The following is a 19,912-nucleotide window of genomic DNA, read 5'->3' as shown; positions in this document are numbered from 1 at the left end:
CTTCGCAGGTCATCGACGCCTGCGGCCTGTACCACCAGCGGACCGAGAACCCGCTGTCGCCCTGACCGCCTCCTGGCTCCAGGATTCTCCTGTCGGCCCCAACCTGTGGCCGGGCCGCCACACCGACACGAAGCCACGGTGGCCCCGGCGATCCGCCCCGGGCCCTCCCGCGGGACTAAGGTCCGTCGGGTGAGTACAGACGATGCGAACCGGCTCTGGACACGGTCCATGCCCGAGGCCTACGAACGCCACCTGGTGCCGGTCTTCTTCCGGCCCTTCGCCGTCGACCTGGCCGCCAGGGCGGCAGTGCTGCGGCCCCGCACGGTCCTGGAACTCGCCGCCGGGACCGGGGCGTTGACCTCGGCCCTGCTCACCTCGGTGCCCACGGCCTCGGTGGTGGCGACCGACCTCAACGAAGCGATGGTCACCGCGGGATCGGCACGGGAACCACGTGCGGACTGGCGGCAGGCGGACGCCCAGATCCTGCCCTTCGAGGACGACCGCTTCGACCTCGTCGTGTGCCAGTTCGGGGTGATGTTCTTCCCCGACAGACCCGCCGCCTACGCCGAGGTGCGCCGCGTCCTGGCCCCGCAGGGACGGTTCTTGTTCAACAGCTGGGGCCCGCTGGCCTCGCACGGATTCGGGGCCGCCTTCCAGACCGCCCTGGAACAGTCCATGCCCGACGGAGCACCCCCGTTCCTGAAGGACGTGCCCCACGGCTACTCCGACCCGGCCGTGGTCACCGCGGACCTGTCGGCCGCCGGACTGACCTTGGCCACCGCCGAGGAGATCACTCTGGAGGGCGTCGCGGAGTCCGCGGCCTCCATCGCCACCGGGTTCCTCACCGGCACACCGGTGAGCGCCGTCGTACAGGCCCGCGACGACGCGCGGGCCCTCCAGGCCGCCGTCACACAGAAGATGACGGACCGGCTCGGCACCGGCTCCGTTACGGCACCGATGACCGCGACCGTCTACACAGCGCACCGGTAGGCAGCGCCCGCCGCCAGGACGCGAAAGGCGGCCCGAGCAGAACGCTGACGCGGAAGCTCCGCACCGGGCGACAGGCCGGCTGGCTGGCCGGCTCGCCGCTGAGGAAGAAGCGTCGCCGCGCCGACCACCGCGCGCCGAGATCTGTCGCCCCCGCCGCCCTGAAGAGCGGGCCCTGGTCGCCCGACGGGGTTGGCGGCCGACCACCCTCTGTTCCAAGACCTTTCGGGTCGCGATTGAAACCGTTCAATCTCCTCTCATCCACCTCGAACGCCGACTTCGCCCGGAGCGACCGCCAAGTGACCGTGTCACGAAAACAGTTGCAGGACGATTGACCCCGGCATCACCAGGCTCTACGTTACCCACGCCTCTCCCATCTGAATCGATTCACCCCATTCCGTGCGAGTGAGGAGCCGTAATGATCAGCAGGAGGAACATGCTCGCGGGCGCGGTCGCCACGGTCGCGGCAGCGACCGTCGACGGCGTACCGGCGATGGCCGCGTCGGCATCCGGACAGACGCAGGCAGGAACACAGACAGGGACACAGCCGCTGCGCGGCGGACTGCGCGTGACGGCGCCGACCGTGGAATACGTCCGACACCCGCTGGGGATCGACGCCCAACGGCCCCGGCTGAGCTGGCCGTTGGCGTCCGACAGAGTGGACATGCGCCAGAGCGCCTATCAGATCCGCGTCGCCACCACCACGTCGGGACTGGACCGCCCGGACGTCTGGGACAGCGGGAAGGTCACGTCCGGCGAGTCCGTCCTCGTGACCTACGGTGGTCCTGGACTCAAGCCCCGTACGCGCTACCACTGGTCCGTACGCGTGTGGGACGCCGACGGACAGGTCTCCGGCTGGAGCGCGCCCTCCTGGTGGGAGACCGGACTGATGGATGCCGGGCAGTGGACCGCCGACTGGATCTCCGCACCGGCGGGCCTCGTGGACGCGCCGTCCTTCGAGGGCGGTTCCTGGATCTGGTTCCCCGAGGGCGATCCGACCAACAGCGTTCCCGCGGCCACCCGTTGGTTCCGCCGTACCGCCCGGCTGCCCGACGGAATCACGTCGGCCACGCTCGCCATCACCGCCGACAACGTGTACGCCGTCTCCCTGAACGGAGTCGAGGTCGCCCACACCGACCTCGACACGGACAACGAGGACTGGAAACGCCCGGCGGTGATCGACGTACTGGACCGCGTGCGGGCCGGTGACAACGTTATCGCCGCCGCCGCCACCAACGCGACCGAAGGCCCGGCGGGGCTCGTCGCCGTGCTGGTCGTCCGGACCGCCTCCGGTGAGCAGAAGGTGTTCACCGACGCCTCCTGGAAGACCACGGACCAGGAACCGGCAGACGGCTGGCGGGAGTTGGGCTTCGACGACGCGAGCTGGCCGGCGGTCCGGGTGGCGGCGGCCTGGGGCAGCGGACCCTGGGGACGAGTCGTCCCGGTGTCCTACGCCGTCACGCAGCTGCGGCACGAATTCCGGCTGCCACGCCGGAAGTTGTCCCGCGCGCGCCTGTACGCCACCGCGCTCGGCCTCTACGAGAGCCACCTCAACGGCAGCCGGGTGGGACTCGACCAACTCGCTCCCGGCTGGACGGACTACCGCACCCGCGTCCAGTACCGGACGTACGACGTCACCGAACTCCTGCGGCCCGGTGCCAACGTCATCGGGGCGTATCTGGCGCCCGGCTGGTACGCCGGCAACGTGGGCATGTTCGGGCCCGGCCAGTACGGCCAAGTCCCGGCGCTTCTGGCCCAGTTGGAGGTGGAGTACGCGGACGGGACGAGCGAGCGCATCCTATCGGACGCCGACTGGCGGGCCGCCGCAGGGCCGATCGTCGCCGCCGATCTGCTCAACGGCGAGACGTACGACGCCCGCAAGGAGACCCCCGGCTGGACCTCGCCCGGCTTCGACGACACAGGCTGGCTCGGCGTACGAGGGATGGGCGGCGTCGGCGCCATCGGTCCCGACCTGATCGTCGCGCAGGTGGACGGTCCGGTACGGGTGGAGCAGGAGCTGACGCCGAAACAGATCACCCAACCCATGCCCGGCGTCTACGTGTTGGACCTCGGCCAGAACATGGTCGGCTCGGTGCGGCTGCGCGTCTCGGGCGCCGCGGGGACGACCGTCCGGCTCAGACACGCCGAGGTGCTCAACCCCGACGGCACCCTCTACACCGCGAACCTGCGGACCGCGGCGGCGACCGACACGTACACCCTCAAAGGCGGCAAGGAGGAGATCTACGAACCCCGCTTCACCTTCCACGGTTTCCGGTACGTCGAGGTGACCGGATTCCCCGGCACGCCCTCGGCGAGGGCCGTCACCGGCCGGGTCATGCACACGTCCGCCCCCTTCACCCTCGACTTCGAGACCGACGTACCGATGCTCAACCAGCTGCACCACAACATCACTTGGGGCCAGCGCGGCAACTTCCTCTCCGTTCCGACCGACACACCCGCGCGCGACGAGCGGCTGGGCTGGACGGGAGATATCAACGTCTTCGCGCCCACGGCCGCTTACACGATGGAGTCGGCCCGCTTCCTGTCCAAGTGGCTCGTCGACCTTCGGGACTCCCGGACCGCGGAGGGCTCGTTCACGGACGTGGCACCGATGGTCGGCACGGTCGGCAACGGCACGGCGGGCTGGGGCGACGCGGGGGTCACGGTCCCCTGGTCCCTCTACGAGGCGTACGGAGACCGCCAAGTCCTCGCGGACGCCTGGCCGTCCGTCCGGACCTGGCTCACGTACCTGGAGCAGCACAGCGACCGACTGCTGCGCCCGGACCAGGGCTACGGCGACTGGCTGAACGTCCAGGACGAGACCCCCAAGGACGTCATCGCCACCGCGTACTTCGCGCACAGCGCCGACCTCGCGGCACGGATGGCCGGCGAACTCGGCGAGGACACCGCCCCGTACCGCGATCTCTTCGAGCGGATCCGGACAGCCTTCCAGGACGCCTACGTCACCTCCGACGGCCGTATCAAGGGCGATACGCAGACGGCGTACGTCCTGGCCCTGTCGATGAACCTGCTGCCGGACACGGCACGGAAGCCCGCGGCAGACCGGCTCGTCGCCCTGATCGAGGCCAGGGACTGGCACCTGTCGACAGGTTTCCTCGGCACTCCCCGACTGCTGCCCGTCCTGACCGACACGGGCCACACCGACGTCGCCTACCGCCTCCTGCAGCAGCGCTCGTTCCCCAGTTGGGGCTACCAGATCGACCGGGGCTCCACGACGATGTGGGAACGCTGGGACTCCATCCGGCCCGACGGCAGCTTCCAGGACGCGGGCATGAACTCCTTCAACCACTACGCCTACGGCTCGGTGGGGGAATGGATGTACACGAACATCGCCGGCATCTCGGCGGGCCGGCCCGGTTACCGCGAGATCGTCATCCGCCCGCGCCCCGGCGGAGCCGTCAACACCGCCCGTGCCACGTTCACTTCGGTCTACGGCCCGGTCGCCACCCGTTGGCGGCAGCGGTCCGGCCGGTTCACGCTGACCTGCACGGTGCCGCCCAACACGACCGCCGAGGTGTGGATCCCCACGTCCACCCCGAAGTCGGTGACCCACACACACGGGACCTACCTGCGTCAGGAGGACGGCAGCGCGGTGTACCGGGTCGGCTCCGGCACCCACCGCTTCACCACCTGATCACTGCGGTACGGCCGGCGCTCCGGGCGGCACGACACCCCGGAGGTCGTGCCGCATGGTGGCGGGGCCGCGCGGCTCCTCGTGGAAGGCCCAGGCGCTCCAGGTCCCGGCGGGCACCTGCGGAGTACTTGGCGACCCTGCCCGGGGGCCGTGGGCACGGGAACCGGTGTGCCGGACGAGCCGCCGAGTCTCAGGCTTCGGGCTTCGGGCTTCGGGCCTCGGGCCTCGGGCCTCGGGCCTCGGGCCTCGGGCCTCGGGCCTCGGGCCTCAGCCAAGGAACGACAACCGAACCTGCCTGTCCGGGTTGTCCCTGTTCGTATCGACCAGGCACACCGACTGCCACGTCCCCAACTCCAGCCGTCCGCCCACCACCGGCAACGTCGCATGCGGCGGTACGAAGGCCGGGAGGACGTGGTCGCGGCCGTGGCCGGGGCTGCCGTGGCGGTGCCGCCAGCGGTCGTCGGCGGGGAGGAGGGTGCGCAGGGCGGCGAGGAGGTCGTCGTCGCTGCCGGCGCCCGTCTCCAGGATCGCGACGCCCGCCGTGGCGTGCGGGACGAAGATGTTGAGGAGGCCGTCGCGGCCGGTCGCCACCTCCCGGAGGAAGGCCTCGCAGTCGCGGGTCAGATCCATGACCCGCTCCCTGGAACCGGTGGCGACGTCGAGGACTCGGGTGGTGAACGCAGCTGACATGCCTCCATCCTGAACCATCCGCCGGGCCACCACCCTGAACCATGCATCGGGCTCCCCGTCAGAGCGATCGCCCAGCCCCTGATACGAGAGGTCCAGTCCGCGAGACACCGTTGACCGTGGCACGCCATCTGACCTACTTTCGGCCGCATGTTGCGTTCAGTTCTGCTCACCACGCGCGGTCACATCGACCTGCTGCGGGTGGCCTCCGCCGCGTGTTGCCGCGGCTGCTGACGCCTCCTTCCGCCCCACCCCCTCTTTTCCCGCACTTCGTCGCGCCCGCGTACACCGGCGTGACGCGGCGGCGTTGAGGCGTATCCCCTTTCTCACCGGACGCTCTCCCCCACTCCGTGGAGCACCCATGAGCATCAGTCATGCCCCACCCGACTCTTCCGGGCCCGACATTTCCCGTATATCCGCCGCGAAGGCCGACACGGACGCCCCCTCGCCCCTCGACCTCGTCCCGCTCGTCCCCACCTCCGCCCGCCGCACCCGTGTCCCGCGCTGGCTGCGCCGCACCACCGGCCCGCTCGTACTGCTCGCGCTGTGGCAACTCCTCAGCAGCACCGGTGTGTTGAGCTCCGACGTGCTCGCCTCGCCCGGACGGATCGCGCACGTCGGCTGGGATCTGATCGACAGCGGTTCGCTGACGTCGGCGATGACCACCTCGCTCCAGCGGGTCGCGATCGGGCTGCTCCTCGGCACCGTCATCGGCACCGGACTCGCCCTGGTCTCCGGCCTGTTCAGGATCGGCGAGGACCTGGTCGACGCCCCCGTGCAGATGCTGCGGACCGTGCCCTTCGTCGGGCTGATCCCGCTGTTCATCATCTGGTTTGGCATCGGCGAGGCGCCCAAGGTAGCCATCATCACGCTCGGTGTGACCTTCCCGCTCTATCTCAACGTCTACGCCGGAATCCGGGGCGTGGACAGCCAGTTGATCGAGGCCGGGGAGTCGCTGGGGCTGTCCCGCTGGGGGCTCGTACGGCATGTGGTGCTGCCGGGTGCGCTGCCCAACGCGATGACCGGGCTGCGCTACTCGCTCGGCATCGCCTGGCTGGCGCTCGTCTTCGCCGAGCAGATCAACGCGGACGCCGGGATCGGCTTCCTCATGGTGCAGGCACGGGACTTCCTGCAGACCGACGTGATCGTGGTCTGCCTGATCGTCTACGCCTTCCTCGGCCTGCTGGCCGACTTCGTCGTCCGAACCCTCGAAAGGCTGCTGCTGCAATGGCGACCGACGTTCACGGGCCGGTGACCGCGCAATCGGCGACCGGGTCGCCGACGACAGCGCAGGCGGTACGGGTCGAGGGGCTGACCCGCTCCTTCGACGGCCACCCCGTCATCGACAGGCTTCAACTCGACGTGCAGCAGGGCGAGTTCGTGGCACTGCTGGGCCGCAGCGGCTGCGGCAAGTCCACGTTGCTGCGCATCCTCGCCGGGCTCGACCGGGACATCGAAGGCACCGTCCTCGTACCGCGCCGCAAGGCCGTCGCGTTCCAGGCGCCCCGGCTGATGCCGTGGAAGAAGGTGTGGCGCAACGTCCTCCTCGGGCTGCCCGGCAAACCCGAACGTGCCGTCGCCGAGCGGGCGTTGGCGGAGGTCGGACTCGGGGACCACGCCGACGCCTGGCCCAAGACGCTGTCCGGCGGTGAGGCGCAGCGTGCCTCGCTGGCCCGCGCTCTGGTGCGCGAGCCCGATCTGCTGCTGCTCGACGAGCCGTTCGGCGCGCTCGACGCGCTGACCCGTATCAAGGCCCAGCGGCTGGTGGGCGAGCTGTGGCAACGGCGGGGCTGCGCCGTCCTGTTGGTGACGCACGACGTCGAGGAGGCGGTGCTGCTCGCCGACCGTGTCCTGGTGATGGACGGCGGTGTCATCGCGCACGAGCAGCGCATCGACCTGGACCGGCCGCGCGACATCACCGACCCCCGGTTCGCCGAGCTGCGCGCCGGACTCCTGGAACGCCTCGGTGTCGACACGGCCGCCGAAGCCGCCTGAACTCCCCCGGAACTCCCCCACGTATCAGCCCAGTTACCGAGAACGGACTCCCCCCTCATGCGACGAAGCCTCGTCCCCGCCGCCCTGCTGCTCCCGCTCGCCCTCCTGCTCAGCGCCTGCGGCGGGAACTCGGCCGCCGAGACCTCGACCGGCACCGACGGCAAGGGCTCGCTCACGCTCGACGTCGGTGACCAGAAGGGCGGTTCGGAGGCGGTCCTGCGGGCCGCCGGTGAACTCGAGAACCTGGACTACAAGATCAAGTGGTCCACGTTCACCTCGGGCCCGCCACTTCTGGAGGCCGTCAACGCCAAGGCCGTCGACATCGGCGGTGTCGGCAACACCCCGCCGGTGTTCGCCGCGGGCGCGGGTTCGAAGATCAAGGTGGTGGCCGCCTGGCACGGCACGTCACAGGGCGACGCCGTCCTCGTACCGAAGGACTCGAAGCTCACCGCGCCGCAGCAGTTGAAGGGCAAGTCCATCGCCGTGGCGCAGGGTTCGTCCGCGCACTTCCAACTGGTCGCCTCCCTCAAGGCGGCGGGGCTCTCGCTGAGCGACGTCAAGGTGAAGTACCTCCAACCGGCCGACGCGCTGGCCGCGTTCACCTCCGGCAAGGTCGACGCGTGGGCGGTGTGGGACCCGTACACCTCGCAGATCCTCCAGGCCAGGAAGGGCCGCGTGCTGACCACCGGCCAGGGCGTGACCAACGGCCTCACCTTCCAGGTGGCGGCGCCCGGCGCGCTGGCGGACAAGAAGAAGGCCGCCGCCATCAAGGACTACCTCGACCGGCTGCGCCGCGCCCAGACATGGGTGTTCTCCCACCAGGAGGCGTGGGCCAAGGTGTGGTCGAAGGACACCGGGCTGCCGTACGAGGTGGCGCTGGCGTCGGTGAAGCGGACCAACTCCACCCGGGTGTCGGTCGCCGTCGACAAACCGCTCATCGCCTCGGAGCAGCGGATCGCCGACACCTTCACCCAACTCAAGCTGATTCCGGGGAAGGTGGACTTCGCCGAGTTCGTGGACACGCGCTACAACGGCGGCCTGCCGGCCTCCACCTCCGCTCCGCGTACGACGGGACGTTCGTGACATGGGCGTGCGTCTGCACTGGTTCCTGCCGACCGGCGGCGACGGCCGTACGCTCGTCGACCGGCACGCCTACGGGCCCAACCGCGCCGGGGCGGTCCGCGGTGTGCGGCCGCCGGACATCGAGTACCTGGCCCAAATCGCCAAGGCGGCCGAGCAGTTGGGTTTCGAGGCGGTGCTCACGCCGACCGGCACGTGGTGCGAGGACGCCTGGCTGACCACCGTGGCGCTCGCGCAGCACACCGAGCGGTTGAAGTTCCTGGTGGCGTTCCGGCCCGGGGTGATCTCGCCGACGCTGGCCGCGCAGATGGCGGCGACCTATCAACGTCTCACGCGCGGGCGGCTGTTGCTCAATGTCGTCACCGGTGGCGACTCGGCCGAACAGCGGCGCTTCGGCGACCATCTCGACCACGACCGGCGGTATGCCCGTACGGACGAGTTCCTGTCGGTCGTACGCGGTGTGTGGCGGGGAGAGCCGTACGACTTCGGCGGTGTGCACTACCAGGTCGAGGGCGGGCTGACGGCGCTGCCGCCGGATCCCGTGCCGGAGGTGTTCTTCGGCGGGTCGTCAGCGGCGGCCGGGCCGGTCGCCGCCCGGCATGCGGACGTGTATCTCACCTGGGGAGAACCGCCGGCGCAGGTGAAGGAGAAGATCGACTGGATTCGCGGGCTCGCCGAGCGGGAGGGGCGTGACGTGCGGTTCGGGGTACGGCTGCACACCATCTCGCGGGACTCGTCGGCCGAGGCGTGGGCGACCGCGAACCGGCTGCTCGACGACCTCGACGCGGACACGATCGCGGCGGCGCAGACCGCCCTCGGGCGCAGTGAGTCGGTGGGGCAGCAGCGGATGCTGGCGCTGCACGGCGGATCGCGGGCCGATCTGGAGATCCATCCGAACCTGTGGGCGGGGGTCGGTCTCGTCCGGGGTGGCGCGGGCACGGCGCTCGTGGGCAGCCATGCGGAGGTCGCCGACCTGATCGAGGAGTACCACGCCCTGGGCGTCGAGCAGTTCGTGCTGTCCGGGTATCCGCATCTGGAGGAGTCGTACTGGTTCGGGGAGGGCGTGATTCCCGAGCTGGCGGCGCGTGGGTTGGTCGAGGGGAGGACGAAGGTCGGCCTGCCGTTGCTGGTGAGCGGCGGACGCTGAGCGGGCGGGAAGATCGACGGCCCCGGTGCTGTTCGTACGAACGTGAACAACATGCGTGAGGTCGACGTGGTCGTCATAGGCGCCGGACAGGCGGGGCTGGCCGGCGCCTATCACCTGCGGCGCACCGGTTTCGAGCCGGAACGCGACTTCGTGGTGCTGGACCATGCGCCCGCGCCGGGCGGGGCCTGGCAGTTCCGGTGGCCGTCGCTGACGTACGGCAAGGTGCACGCGATGCACGCGCTGCCGGGCATGGAACTCACCGACGCCGATCCGGCCCGCCCGTCCGCCGAGGTGATCGCCGAGTACTTCACCGCGTACGAGCGGGCCTTCGACCTGCGGGTGCGGCGGCCGGTGGATGTGAGGGCGGTACGGGAGGGGGTGGACGGTCGGCTGCTCGTCGAGACGTCCGACGGGGTGTGGTCGACGCGGGCGCTGATCAATGCGACGGGTACCTGGGACCGGCCGTTCTGGCCGCGCTATCCGGGTCAAGAGACCTTCCGGGGGCGGCAGTTGCACACCGCGCAGTATCCGGGGCCGGAGGAGTTCGCCGGGTTGCGGGTGGTCGTGGTGGGCGGGGGCGCGTCCGGTACCCAGCATCTGATGGAACTCGCCCCGTACGCGTCCGCGACGACGTGGGTGACCCGGCGTCCACCGGTCTTCCGCGAGGGGCCCTTCAGCGAAGACGTGGGCCGGGCGGCCGTGGCGCTGGTGGAGGAACGCGTACGGCAGGGGCTGCCGCCGAAGAGTGTCGTCTCCGTGACCGGGCTGCCGCTGAACGACGCGATCCGGCAGGCGATCGCGGACGGGGTCCTGGACCGGCAGCCGATGTTCGACCGAATCACGCCCGACGGGGTGGACTGGAACGACGGCCGCCATGTGGACGCCGATGTCATCCTGTGGGCAACCGGCTTCCGAGCGGCGATCGACCACCTGGCCCCACTGAAGCTACGCGGCCCGGGCGGCGGCATCCGCCTCGACGGCACCCGCGTGTCCGCGGACCCACGCATCCACCTGGTCGGCTACGGACCATCGGCAAGCACGATCGGCGCCAATCGCGCGGGGCGCGCGGCCGTACGGGACATCAGACGGTTGCTGACCGGGGAAGCGGTCGCGGTCTGAGGTCGTTCGGGCAGCGAGGTCACTACCTGGGTGGGCGGAAGGCCTCATCGAGGGCGAGTACGCCGTCGCCGAGCTACGCCTCCACCGTGCCGGCCATGGGCCCCCTCTGCGAGCACCATCGGCGCAAATCAGACGGGACGCTCGGCCGCAGGGGACATCAGACGATTACTGGCTGCGGAACTGACCACTCCGACGGGGCCAATTCCTGGGTGGCGCGGAGGCGCCGCGTCGGAGGCACACATACCGTCGTCGAACTACGCCTTCGCCTAGCCGGTTACCGGCCCTCGGTAAGCACCACCAGCGCCGATCGCACCACCGTGCGAGACATCAGGCGACTGCTGAGCGGGAACCGGTCACGGTCTGAGGGTCCTCCGGCGAGGGCATTCATGAGTGGCGCGGGCACATCGAGGGCGCGCACGCGGTCGCCGATCCGCGCCTCCAACTTCCTCGGCTGCGGGCCATTCGCGAGCCTTGTCCACGGTGGTGATCCGCGCAGCTTCGTGCGGCAGCAAGCAACTGCTCGCGGGAGAGGTGATCACCGCCCGACGCCCAGGTCACTTCGCGGGCCGAGCCGCAGCATCCCCGCTGCAGGCACACTTAACGGCGCCCAATCGCGCAGCCGGACGGAACAACGGCAACCGCCCGCCGCAGAACCGATGGCCACCCGACACCGCCCCTCCCCCGGAGGTCACTTCTCGGGCGCCGGGCGCAGCAGCCCGCGTAGGGCACACGCAGCGCCACCGGCCCTCGCGCCCGCCGCACCACCACAGACACCCGTCCGCGAACGCCTCCGAACAGCCCCAAAGACATCAGGCGGCCGTCGGCCCGAGAGCCGAGTGCCGCCACCTGACGTCGTTCTGTGTCCTGAGCGGGTCACCTCGTGGGTGACGCGCTGCTCTTCTGGGCCGCGTTGAACTCGGCCACGTTGCGCTGGTGTTCCTCGTACGTGGCCGCGAAGCGGGTGTCGCCGGGCTTGACCGTGACGAAGTACAGCCAGTCGCCCGGGGGCGGGTTGATCGCGGCGCGCATCGCGTCCTCGCCCGGGTTGTCGATCGGGGTGGGCGGCAGGCCCATGCGCTGGTAGGAGTTGTAGGGGCTGTCGAGGCGGGTGTCGCTGGTGGTGGTCCTCAACGTGGCGCGGTTCAGCGCGTAGTTGATGGTCGAGTCCATCTGCAACGGCATCCCGCGTTCGAGGCGGTTGAAGATGACCCGGGCCACCTTCCCCATGTCCGCTGTGGAGGCCGCCTCGGCCTGCACGATGCTCGCGATGGTGACGGCCTGGTAGACGTTCATCGCGTTGCGCTGGGCGCCCGCGGCGACCGGGGCGCCGTTGAACTTCTTGTTCGCGGTGTTGACCATGAACGACAGCAGCGACGCGGGCGTCGACTTCTTCTCCAGCGGATACGTCGCCGGGAAGAGATACCCCTCGGGATTGCCCTCCGCGTCGGTGGGCAGCTTCAGGCCGGATTTCGCGATCGACTTCTTGGTGGTGCCGACCGGCAGCGCGAGGGCCTTGTCGACGGCTTCGTAGATCTGGCCCGAGCGCCAGCCCTCCGGGATCACCAGTGACGTGGGCCGGGTGTCCCCCTCGCTCTCCAGGCTCAGCAGCGGCACCGCCACGGCGGTGCCGGCCACGACGGCCCCGGTCGCGATGAGGGCGACCCGGCCCCTGCGGGTCAGTCGAATCGTGCTCCGTGGCGGAGTGTTCATCTGCATGCGGGCACGGTAACCCGCATATCGTCACAAACCCGGCATATCTTCAGCTTGTCGGTTCCAGTTGGGCATCCCGGCGTACGAGGGCCGCGTACCGCCCGTCCTGGTCGAGCAGTTCTTCGTGCGTGCCCCGCTCCGCAACGCGCCCGGAGTCGAGGACCACGATCTGGTCGGCGCTGCGGATGGTGGACAACCTGTGGGCGATGGTGAGCGTGGTGCGGTTGGCCGACAGGGCGTCGATGGCGTCCTGGACGGCCGCTTCGGTGCGGTTGTCCAACGCGCTGGTCGCCTCGTCCAGGATGAGGACCGGCGGGTCGCGCAGGATCGTGCGGGCGATGGCCAGGCGCTGCTTCTCGCCGCCGGAGAACCGGTGTCCGCGCTCACCGACAACGGTGTCGTAGCCGTCGGGCAGGCCCGCGATGTGCTCGTGGATCTGCGCAGCGCGCGCCGCCGTGTACAGCTCCTCGTCGGTGGCGTCCGGCTTCGCGAAGCGGAGGTTGTCGGCGACCGAGGCATGGAAGAGGTACGTCTCCTGGGAGACGACGCCGACGGCACGCGCGAGCGTGTCGAAGTCCAGGTCACGGACATCGACCCCGTCGAGGGTGACCCGGCCGCCCGTCACGTCGTAGAGCCGGGGCACGAGATAGCCGAGGGTCGACTTTCCGGCGCCGGTCGGGCCGACGATCGCGAGGCTGTTGCCGGCCGGGACGGCGATGTCTATGCCGTCGAGGATCGGGCCGCTCTTGTCGTCGTAGTGGAACTCCACGCCCTCGAAAGCGACTTCACCCTTGACGGTGTCGAGGTGGACCGGGTTCTCGCGCTCGGTGATGTCGATCGGCAGGTCGAGGTACTCGAAGATGCGCGCGAAGAGCGCCAGCGAGGTCTGGATCTGGACGCCGGTCGACAGCAGGCTGACGGCCGGGCGGAACAGGCCCTGCTGGAGCGAGACGAAGGCGACGATCGTGCCGATCGAGGCGTCCGGGCCACCCAGGTGGAGGGTCATGCCGGCGGTCCAGTAGATGACGGCGGGCATCGCGGCCATCACGATCGAGATGACGGCCATGCGCCAGCGGCCGGCCATGTTCGACCGGACCTCCAGGTCGACCAGCCCCTCGGACTCCTCGGCGAAGGACCGGGTGAGCGAGTCGGAGCGGCCCATCGTGCGGCCGAGCAGGATGCCGCTGACGGACAGCGACTCGGTGACCGTGGCGGCCATCTCGGCCATCTGCCGCTGGCGTTGGGTGGCGATCTTCTTGCGTTCGTTGCCCACCCGGCGGCTGATCCACACGAAGACCGGGAGCAGCAGCAGCGAGACGACGGTCAGGCGCCAGTCCAGGGCGATCATCGCGATGATCGTGGCGACCACGCTGGTGAGGTTGGAGACCAGGGAGGTGGCCGTGGAGGTGACGGTGGCCTGCATGCCGCCGATGTCGTTGGCTATGCGGGACTGGACCTCGCCGGTGCGGGTCCGGGTGAAGAAGGCGAGCGACATGCGCTGCAGGCGGCCGTAGACCGCTGTGCGCAGGTCGTGCATGACGCGCTGGCCGACCGTCGTGGAGATCAGGGTCTGCAGCACGCCGAAGATGCTGGTCAGTACGGCGCTCAGGATCATGCCGAGCGCGAGCAGGCTCAGCAGACCCGTGCGGCCCTGCGGGATGGCGGTGTCGAGCGTGGCCTTCAGCAGGAACGGGGTCGCCACGGTGACCAGGGACGCGGCACCGACCAGGAGGCCGACGACCGCGAGCCGGGCGCGGTAGGGCTTGAAGAGCTTGAGGATGCGGCGCACCTGCCGGGGTTGGTCGGTCGAGGTGCCGGGGGACGGTGTCCAGTTGATGTCGTCGCGGGGCATGGTCTCCTACGGATGGTGAGGCGATCAGGACTGTTCAGGCGCTCAGAGCTCGTGGAGCGATGAGACCTGATGGAGCATAGCTCATTGTTACCTATACTCACAATGCACTTGGTCCTGATATTGTTCCCGTATGACCACCCCCGATTCCGACGGCCTGCTCGCGGAGCAGTTGCTGCGGCTCACCCGCCGGGTGCACCGCATCCAGAAGCGTCATCTGGAGCAGCGCGACCTCGGCATCACCCCCGCCCAGTCCCGGCTGCTGCGCACCCTCGCGCACTTCGACTCCCCACCGCGCATGGCCGACCTCGCCGAGCGGCTTGAGGTGGTGCCGCGCGCCGTGACGACGCTGGTCGACGGCCTGGAGGCGAGCGGCAAGGTGCGGCGGGTGCCCGATCCGTCCAACCGCCGGGTGATCCGGATCGAGATCACGGACGACGGCCGCAAGGCGCTGAGCGAGTTGCGCGGAGCGCGGCGGGGGGCGGCGAACGAGATTCTCGCGCCGCTCACGGATGTCGAGCGTGAGGTGTTGCGGGCGTTGCTGGACACGTTGGTGGATGGGGCGCCTGGTGCGCATGAGGACCACGGGGCGCATGCGGGTCATGGCCCGCATGAAGAGCACGGCACGCACGAAGGACACGGGGCGCACGAAGGACACGGGGCGCACGGCGTGCACGAGGGGCACGGGCACTCCTGCTGACCGCCGGCAACCGCCCCTGAACGCCGCTCAGCGCCCAACCGCTAACGGCCGACCCCGCCACTGAACGCCGCTCACCACTAACCGCCCCCGCCGCTCACCATCAAGCGCTATCTGCCGCCCGCGCCAGCCACCCGCCACCCGGTCTCACTCCGCCCAGCTGGAGCCCTTGATCTTCTCGACGAAGTCGCCCCGCACGAAACCGGGCACGAAGTGCGCCAGCACATCCGCCTTGATGTTGCCGAAGGTGGTCTCGGGGCGGTCCTTGATGCCCTCGGTGAAGGCGGCGAGGATCCCGTTCTTGAAGTCCGGGCGGGGGTGTGCCGCCACGACCGCCGCACGCTGCTCGTCGGAGACGGCGTCATAGCCGATGCCCACGACGTCCAGCGAGACGCCCCGGTTGACCAGGGCGATCTCGGCCGACATGTGCAACGGGATCTCCTGCGTGGTGTGCAGCGCGACGCTCGCCCAGACCCGGTCGGCCGGTTCACCGGTGATGCCGTGGGCGTGCAGGAACCGGCGGGCCTCGTCGGCGCCGTCGATCTCGAAGCGCTGGTCGGTGCGGCGGAACTTCTCGGTGAGTCCGAGGTCGTGGAACATCGCGGCCACGTAGAGCAGTTCGGGGTCGTAGGCGAGCCCCTGGTCCCGTCCGCGCAGGGCTCCCCACAGGAACACCCGCCGGGAGTGGTCGTACAGCAACTGCGACGCGGCATCGCGCACCAGCTCGGTCGCCTCGCGCGCCAGCACGCTGTCCGGGATCTCCACGCCTGCGATCACTTCACTCATCGTCTTTCCCTCTCCTCGATCTCTTCGCCATGGGCTGTGTCTCCAGGATCGGCGGCGTCGTACGCTGGAGCCATGTCCTCACGGCCATGTAAACCACAGATTCAGACACGGCTCATGCGATGACGCACCGAGTCGGATTCCTCGTCTTCGACGGCGTGACCATGCTCGATGTCAGCGGCCCCGCCGAGGTGCTGCACCAGTCGGGCCGGCTCGGTCACCCCTACGAACTGGTGCTGGTCTCTCCCCACGGCGGCGCGGTCACGGCGGCCAACGGGCTGACGCTGACCGGCACGGTGACCGCGGTGGACGCCGGACCGGTCGACACGATCGTGGTGACGGGAGGCGACCGGCTCGCCCAACAGCCCGCCGAGGAAGCCCTGTTGAGCGCGGCCCGCACCCTCACCGACCACTCCGCGCGGGTCACGTCCGTCTGTACGGGCGCCTTCGTCCTCGCCCAACTCGGCCTGCTCGACGGCCGTTCGGCCACGACCCACTGGCGACAGGCCGAGACGCTGGCCCGCCGTTACCCCCGGGTGCGCGTCGAACCGGACGCCATCCATGTCCGCGACGGCCGCTTCGTCACCTCGGCCGGCATCAGCGCCGGGATCGACCTGGCGCTCGCCCTCGTCGAGGACGACCACGGAGCGGACGTGGCCAGGGACATTGCACGTGAACTGGTCGTCTTCATGCAACGCCCGGGCGGGCAGTCGCAGTTCTCCACCGCCACCGCGACCCGGCCACCGCGCACCGATCCGCTACGGTCCCTGATCGCGTCCGTGCTGGCCGACCCGGCCGGCGACCACAGCCTGCCCGCCATGGCGGCGACGGCGGCCGTCAGCCCCCGGCACCTGACGCGGCTCTTCCGTACCGAACTCGGCACCACACCCGCCCGTTGGGTGGAACGGGTCCGGCTCGACCGCGCCCAGCATCTCCTCCTCGAAGGCCACAGCGTCACCTCCGCCGCGCACCACAGCGGCCTCGGCACCGACGAGACCCTGCGCCGCGCCTTCGCCCGCCACCTGGACACGACACCGACGCACTATCGGAGCCGGTTCGCCAGTACGCGCGGCCCATCACCGATGCCGTGAGCCGCGGTCGACCGGCGTCGGCTCAGGTCACGCCTTCGCGGAAGGGCGCGTCGGCGTCGTAGTGGCGCGCAGGCCCGTCAGCAACGCGGCCAGGATGCGGGTCAGTTGGGGTTCGACGTCGACCAGCGCATGCGCCATCTCGGGTCGGGTTTCGTAGAACGTACGGAGGCGCGTACCGGGAGCGGCCATCTGGAGCAGCGCTCCGGCCATGCTCGTCGCGGTGGCGATCACGTCGATGGCCGAGCGCTCGGTGATCGCGAGTATCCGGCACAACTCGGTTGCCACGGCGGCGACTTCGCCGAGCGCGACCGTCTTGAACTCGTACACCGACTCGAGCGACACGTTGCGTTCCAGGTTCAACGGCGCCTGGGCGAGCAGGTCGCAGAAGAACGGCCGCTCGACCAGCGACCGCGCGACGACGACGGCGACCGCGTCGGAGTCCCCGTCGGCGAGTTCCCCCAACCGCGCGCGGAGCGCCGCCGACCAGTCCTCCCAGCCCTCGGCGGTGAGCGCCAGGAAGATCTGCTCCCGGGTCTCGAAGTACCGCAGCATGGCGGACTTGTGCATGCCCACGGCGGCGGCGATGTCCGTGAGTGTGACCTCGCGCACGCTGCGTTCGGCGCCGAGGGACCGTGCGGCGTCGAGGATCGCTCGTTCTCGCTGCTGCTTGGCCGCGGCGCTGCGGGCGCGTTGGGGACCGGGCGTGCTCATGATGCACAGCATAGCGCAACACGGTTGCACTAATAACGAAACAGTGTTTTGCTATACCCGTGACTCAGACATGGTTCATCACCGGATCGTCCCGCGGCTTCGGCCGCAACCTCACCGTCGCGGCCCTGGAGGCCGGCGACCGGGTCGTCGCCACGGCACGCAAGCCGGAGCAGTTGGACGACCTCGTGGACAAGTACGGCGACCGCGTCCTGCCGGTCGCACTCGACGTCACCGACCGGGCGGCCGCAACGGCGGCTCTACAGGCGGGAGTCGACCGCTTCGGCGGCATCGACGTGGTCGTGAACAACGCCGGGTACGCCAACCTCTCCCCCGTCGAGACGACCCCCGAGGACGACTTCCGCCGACAGTTCGACACGAACTTCTGGGGGGTCTACAACGTCTCGACGGCGGCGCTCCCGTTCCTCAGGGCGCGGGGCGCTGGCACGGTCGTACAGTTCTCGTCCGTCGGTGGCCGGGTCGGCGGGAACTCCGGGCTCGGGTCGTACCAGGCGGCGAAGTTCGCGGTCGACGGCTTCACGCGCGTGCTCGCGGCCGAGACCGCGCCGTTCGGCATCAGGTACCTCGTCGTGGAACCGGGCGGGTTCGCGACCGACTGGGCCGGTTCGTCCATGCAGATCCCGGACGTGCCGCCGGAGTACGACGAGACCGTCGGCGCGCTGATCCGCCACTTCGACGGTCCCGTGGTCGCCGCGGGTGACCCGAAGCGCGCCGGGGAGATCCTGGTCCGGATCGTGAAGCAGCCGACCCTCCCGTCCCACCTCCTCCTGGGAGCCGGTGCCGTCGATATGGCGCAGAGCTACTCACGCGATCAGATAGCGCAAGCGGCGGCATGGGCACGGGTGAGCCAGTCGGCCGACTTCGACCAGCCCTACCCGGCCGACCTCGTCGACCACGCATAGGAGAACGGGCCGCGACTCCCCACCGACCCGATGGATTCCCATGGATTCCGATGGATCAGGAGCCGCGACCCGTCACGACACCTCTCAACTGGCCTCGGCGGCCGGTTCCTTGACGAGCTGAGCAGGGACCTCCGCGTCGGCCTCCGCCTCCACGTCAGCCTCCGCCCCATCGTTCTCCACGGTCGTGATCTCACCGTCGAGGACCTTCTTCGCCCGCTCGATGTCGAGTGCGCCCTCCCAGCGGGAGACCGCGAAGACGGCGACGCAGTTGCCGAGGAGGTTGGTGACGACGCGCATCGAGTCCATGATGCGGTCCACGCCGAGGAGCAGGGCGACCGCGCCGGCCGGGATCGCGCCCAGCGAGGACGCGGTCGCGGACAGGGCGAGGAAGGCGGAGCCGGGGATGCCGGCCATGCCCTTGCTGGTGAGCATGAGCACCAGGATCACGGTGATCTGCTGGCCGAGGCTGAGGTCGACGCCGACGGCCTGGGCGATGAACAGCGTGCCGATGGAGAGATAGAGCGAGGCGCCGTCGAGGTTGAAGGAGTAGCCGGTGGGCAGCACCAGGCCGACCGCGTCGTCCCGGGCGCCGGCCTTGCGCAGCTTCTGCATCACGCGCGGCATGACGGACTCGGTGGAGGCGGTGCCGAGGGCGAGGAGCATCTCCTCGCGGATGTAGCGGAGGAACTTCCAGAGGCTGAGCCCGGTGACCAGCCGCAGCGCGACGGCGAGCAGGGCGACGAAGAGCGCGGCGGCGACGTAGCAGAGGATGATCAGCTTGGCGTAGGTCTTGATGACGCCGAGTCCGTACTGGCCGACCAGGACGGCCATCGCGCCGAACACGGCGAGCGGGGCGAGCCGCATGACGAAGCCGACGATCGCGAAGATGATCTCCTGTGCCTGCTCGATCGCGGGCAGCACCTGCGGCACCTTGGTGTGGCCGAGGTGGAGCAGGGCGGCGCCCACCAGGCAGGCCAGGATGAGGACTTGGAGCAGGGAGTTCTCGGCGAAGGCGCCGATGAAGCTGGTCGGGAGCGCGTTGACGATGAACTCGGTCGTCGAGGGCAGCGAGCCGCCGCCCGTCTTCGCGTCCACCGCCGAGGTATTGAGCGTGGCCGGGTCGACATGCATCCCGGAGCCGGGCTGGACGACGTTGGCGAGGACCAGACCGATGATCAGCGCCGCGGTGCTCGCGACCTCGAACCAGATCAGCGCTTTGAGGCCGATCCGGCCGAAGGCCTTGAGGTCACCGGCCTTGGCGATGCCGACGACGACCACGCAGAACACGAGCGGTGAGATGATCGTCTTGATGAGCCGGGTGAATCCGTCGCCGAGGGGCTGGAGGTCGGTGGCCACGTCCGGCCACAGCTTTCCGACGAGGATTCCGAGGACGAGCGCGCAGGCGACCTGCGCGAAGAGAGAGGTACGCAATATGCGTGCGACGCGTCGCGGCAGAGGCGGGACGGACGGCGGCACGGGCA

16 protein-coding genes and 1 pseudogene are annotated in these 19,912 nt (G+C 69.9%); 11 read left to right on the top strand and 6 right to left on the bottom strand.

Annotation, left to right across the window (positions count from 1 at the left end; all coding sequences use genetic code 11):
* Positions 1 to 228 precede the first annotated feature (228 nt).
* Positions 229 to 990, top strand: a complete 762-nt coding sequence (locus JHN63_RS20035) for a class I SAM-dependent methyltransferase (protein WP_200682482.1) — start codon at positions 229 to 231, stop codon at positions 988 to 990.
* 415 nt (positions 991 to 1,405) lie between these two features.
* Positions 1,406 to 4,642, top strand: a complete 3,237-nt coding sequence (locus JHN63_RS20030; RefSeq protein WP_200682471.1) for an alpha-L-rhamnosidase — start codon at positions 1,406 to 1,408, stop codon at positions 4,640 to 4,642.
* A gap of 267 nt (positions 4,643 to 4,909) precedes the next feature.
* Here the strand turns inward: JHN63_RS20030 and JHN63_RS20025 are convergent, their stop codons facing one another.
* Positions 4,910 to 5,332, bottom strand: coding sequence for a YjbQ family protein (locus tag JHN63_RS20025; RefSeq protein ID WP_200682470.1), 423 nt, complete (start codon positions 5,330 to 5,332; stop codon positions 4,910 to 4,912).
* Positions 5,333 to 5,479: 147 nt separating this feature from the next.
* Between JHN63_RS20025 and JHN63_RS54720 the strand changes: the two genes are divergently transcribed.
* From JHN63_RS54720 to JHN63_RS20000, 6 genes are all read left to right on the top strand, one after another.
* Entirely contained in the window at positions 5,480 to 5,563 is an 84-nt protein-coding gene (locus JHN63_RS54720; RefSeq protein ID WP_315986669.1) for a putative leader peptide, read from the top strand.
* A gap of 127 nt (positions 5,564 to 5,690) precedes the next feature.
* Positions 5,691 to 6,584 (top strand): ABC transporter permease, encoded by an 894-nt coding sequence (locus JHN63_RS20020; RefSeq protein ID WP_200682469.1) that lies wholly within the window; start codon positions 5,691 to 5,693, stop codon positions 6,582 to 6,584.
* Positions 6,557 to 7,324 (top strand): ABC transporter ATP-binding protein, encoded by a 768-nt coding sequence (locus JHN63_RS20015; protein WP_200682468.1) that lies wholly within the window; start codon positions 6,557 to 6,559, stop codon positions 7,322 to 7,324. The genes JHN63_RS20020 and JHN63_RS20015 overlap by 28 nt, the downstream gene beginning before the upstream one ends.
* A 57-nt stretch (positions 7,325 to 7,381) precedes the next feature.
* A complete protein-coding gene (locus tag JHN63_RS20010) occupies positions 7,382 to 8,407 on the top strand; it encodes an ABC transporter substrate-binding protein (RefSeq protein WP_200682467.1) in 1,026 nt (341 codons plus the stop codon).
* Between the two features lies 1 nt (position 8,408).
* Complete coding sequence (locus JHN63_RS20005; RefSeq protein ID WP_200682466.1) at positions 8,409 to 9,551, top strand: LLM class flavin-dependent oxidoreductase; 1,143 nt, start codon at positions 8,409 to 8,411, stop codon at positions 9,549 to 9,551.
* A gap of 42 nt (positions 9,552 to 9,593) precedes the next feature.
* Positions 9,594 to 10,670, top strand: a complete 1,077-nt coding sequence (locus JHN63_RS20000; RefSeq protein WP_200682465.1) for an NAD(P)-binding domain-containing protein — start codon at positions 9,594 to 9,596, stop codon at positions 10,668 to 10,670.
* An 873-nt stretch (positions 10,671 to 11,543) separates the two neighbouring features.
* On the opposite strand, the gene mltG is transcribed toward JHN63_RS20000, so the two are convergent.
* Together mltG and JHN63_RS19990 are read right to left on the bottom strand one after the other, a co-directional pair.
* Positions 11,544 to 12,386 (bottom strand): endolytic transglycosylase MltG, encoded by an 843-nt coding sequence (gene mltG, locus JHN63_RS19995; protein WP_200682464.1) that lies wholly within the window; start codon positions 12,384 to 12,386, stop codon positions 11,544 to 11,546.
* Positions 12,387 to 12,429: 43 nt separating this feature from the next.
* The gene (locus JHN63_RS19990; RefSeq protein WP_200682463.1) at positions 12,430 to 14,232 is read right to left on the bottom strand and encodes an ABC transporter ATP-binding protein; all 1,803 of its coding nucleotides are present in this window, start codon (positions 14,230 to 14,232) and stop codon (positions 12,430 to 12,432) included.
* Positions 14,233 to 14,362: 130 nt separating this feature from the next.
* Here JHN63_RS19990 and JHN63_RS19985 point away from each other — a divergent pair.
* Positions 14,363 to 14,791: pseudogene (locus JHN63_RS19985) on the top strand (MarR family winged helix-turn-helix transcriptional regulator); the annotation flags it as partial.
* A 282-nt stretch (positions 14,792 to 15,073) separates the two neighbouring features.
* Here JHN63_RS19985 and JHN63_RS19980 read toward each other — a convergent pair.
* Positions 15,074 to 15,712 (bottom strand): HD domain-containing protein, encoded by a 639-nt coding sequence (locus JHN63_RS19980; RefSeq protein ID WP_200682462.1) that lies wholly within the window; start codon positions 15,710 to 15,712, stop codon positions 15,074 to 15,076.
* A gap of 119 nt (positions 15,713 to 15,831) precedes the next feature.
* Between JHN63_RS19980 and JHN63_RS19975 the strand changes: the two genes are divergently transcribed.
* The gene (locus JHN63_RS19975; RefSeq protein ID WP_200682461.1) at positions 15,832 to 16,800 is read left to right on the top strand and encodes a GlxA family transcriptional regulator; all 969 of its coding nucleotides are present in this window, start codon (positions 15,832 to 15,834) and stop codon (positions 16,798 to 16,800) included.
* Between the two features lie 27 nt (positions 16,801 to 16,827).
* On the opposite strand, the gene JHN63_RS19970 is transcribed toward JHN63_RS19975, so the two are convergent.
* On the bottom strand, positions 16,828 to 17,511 hold the full coding sequence (locus tag JHN63_RS19970) for a TetR family transcriptional regulator (protein WP_234477410.1): 684 nt from the start codon (positions 17,509 to 17,511) through the stop codon (positions 16,828 to 16,830).
* A 59-nt stretch (positions 17,512 to 17,570) separates the two neighbouring features.
* On the opposite strand from JHN63_RS19970, the gene JHN63_RS19965 reads away from it, so the two are divergent.
* Positions 17,571 to 18,431: an SDR family NAD(P)-dependent oxidoreductase gene (locus tag JHN63_RS19965; protein WP_200682459.1), complete on the top strand. Its 861-nt coding sequence runs from the start codon at positions 17,571 to 17,573 to the stop codon at positions 18,429 to 18,431.
* A gap of 84 nt (positions 18,432 to 18,515) precedes the next feature.
* Here JHN63_RS19965 and JHN63_RS19960 read toward each other — a convergent pair whose 3' ends face one another.
* A complete protein-coding gene (locus JHN63_RS19960) occupies positions 18,516 to 19,907 on the bottom strand; it encodes a cation:dicarboxylate symporter family transporter (protein WP_200682458.1) in 1,392 nt (463 codons plus the stop codon).
* Positions 19,908 to 19,912: the final 5 nt, after the last annotated feature.

Origin of the sequence: Streptomyces sp. MBT65 (genome assembly GCF_016612545.1) — a bacterium.
Taxonomy (GTDB): domain Bacteria; phylum Actinomycetota; class Actinomycetes; order Streptomycetales; family Streptomycetaceae; genus Streptomyces.
This window is presented reverse-complemented; position numbering and strand designations above follow the sequence as displayed.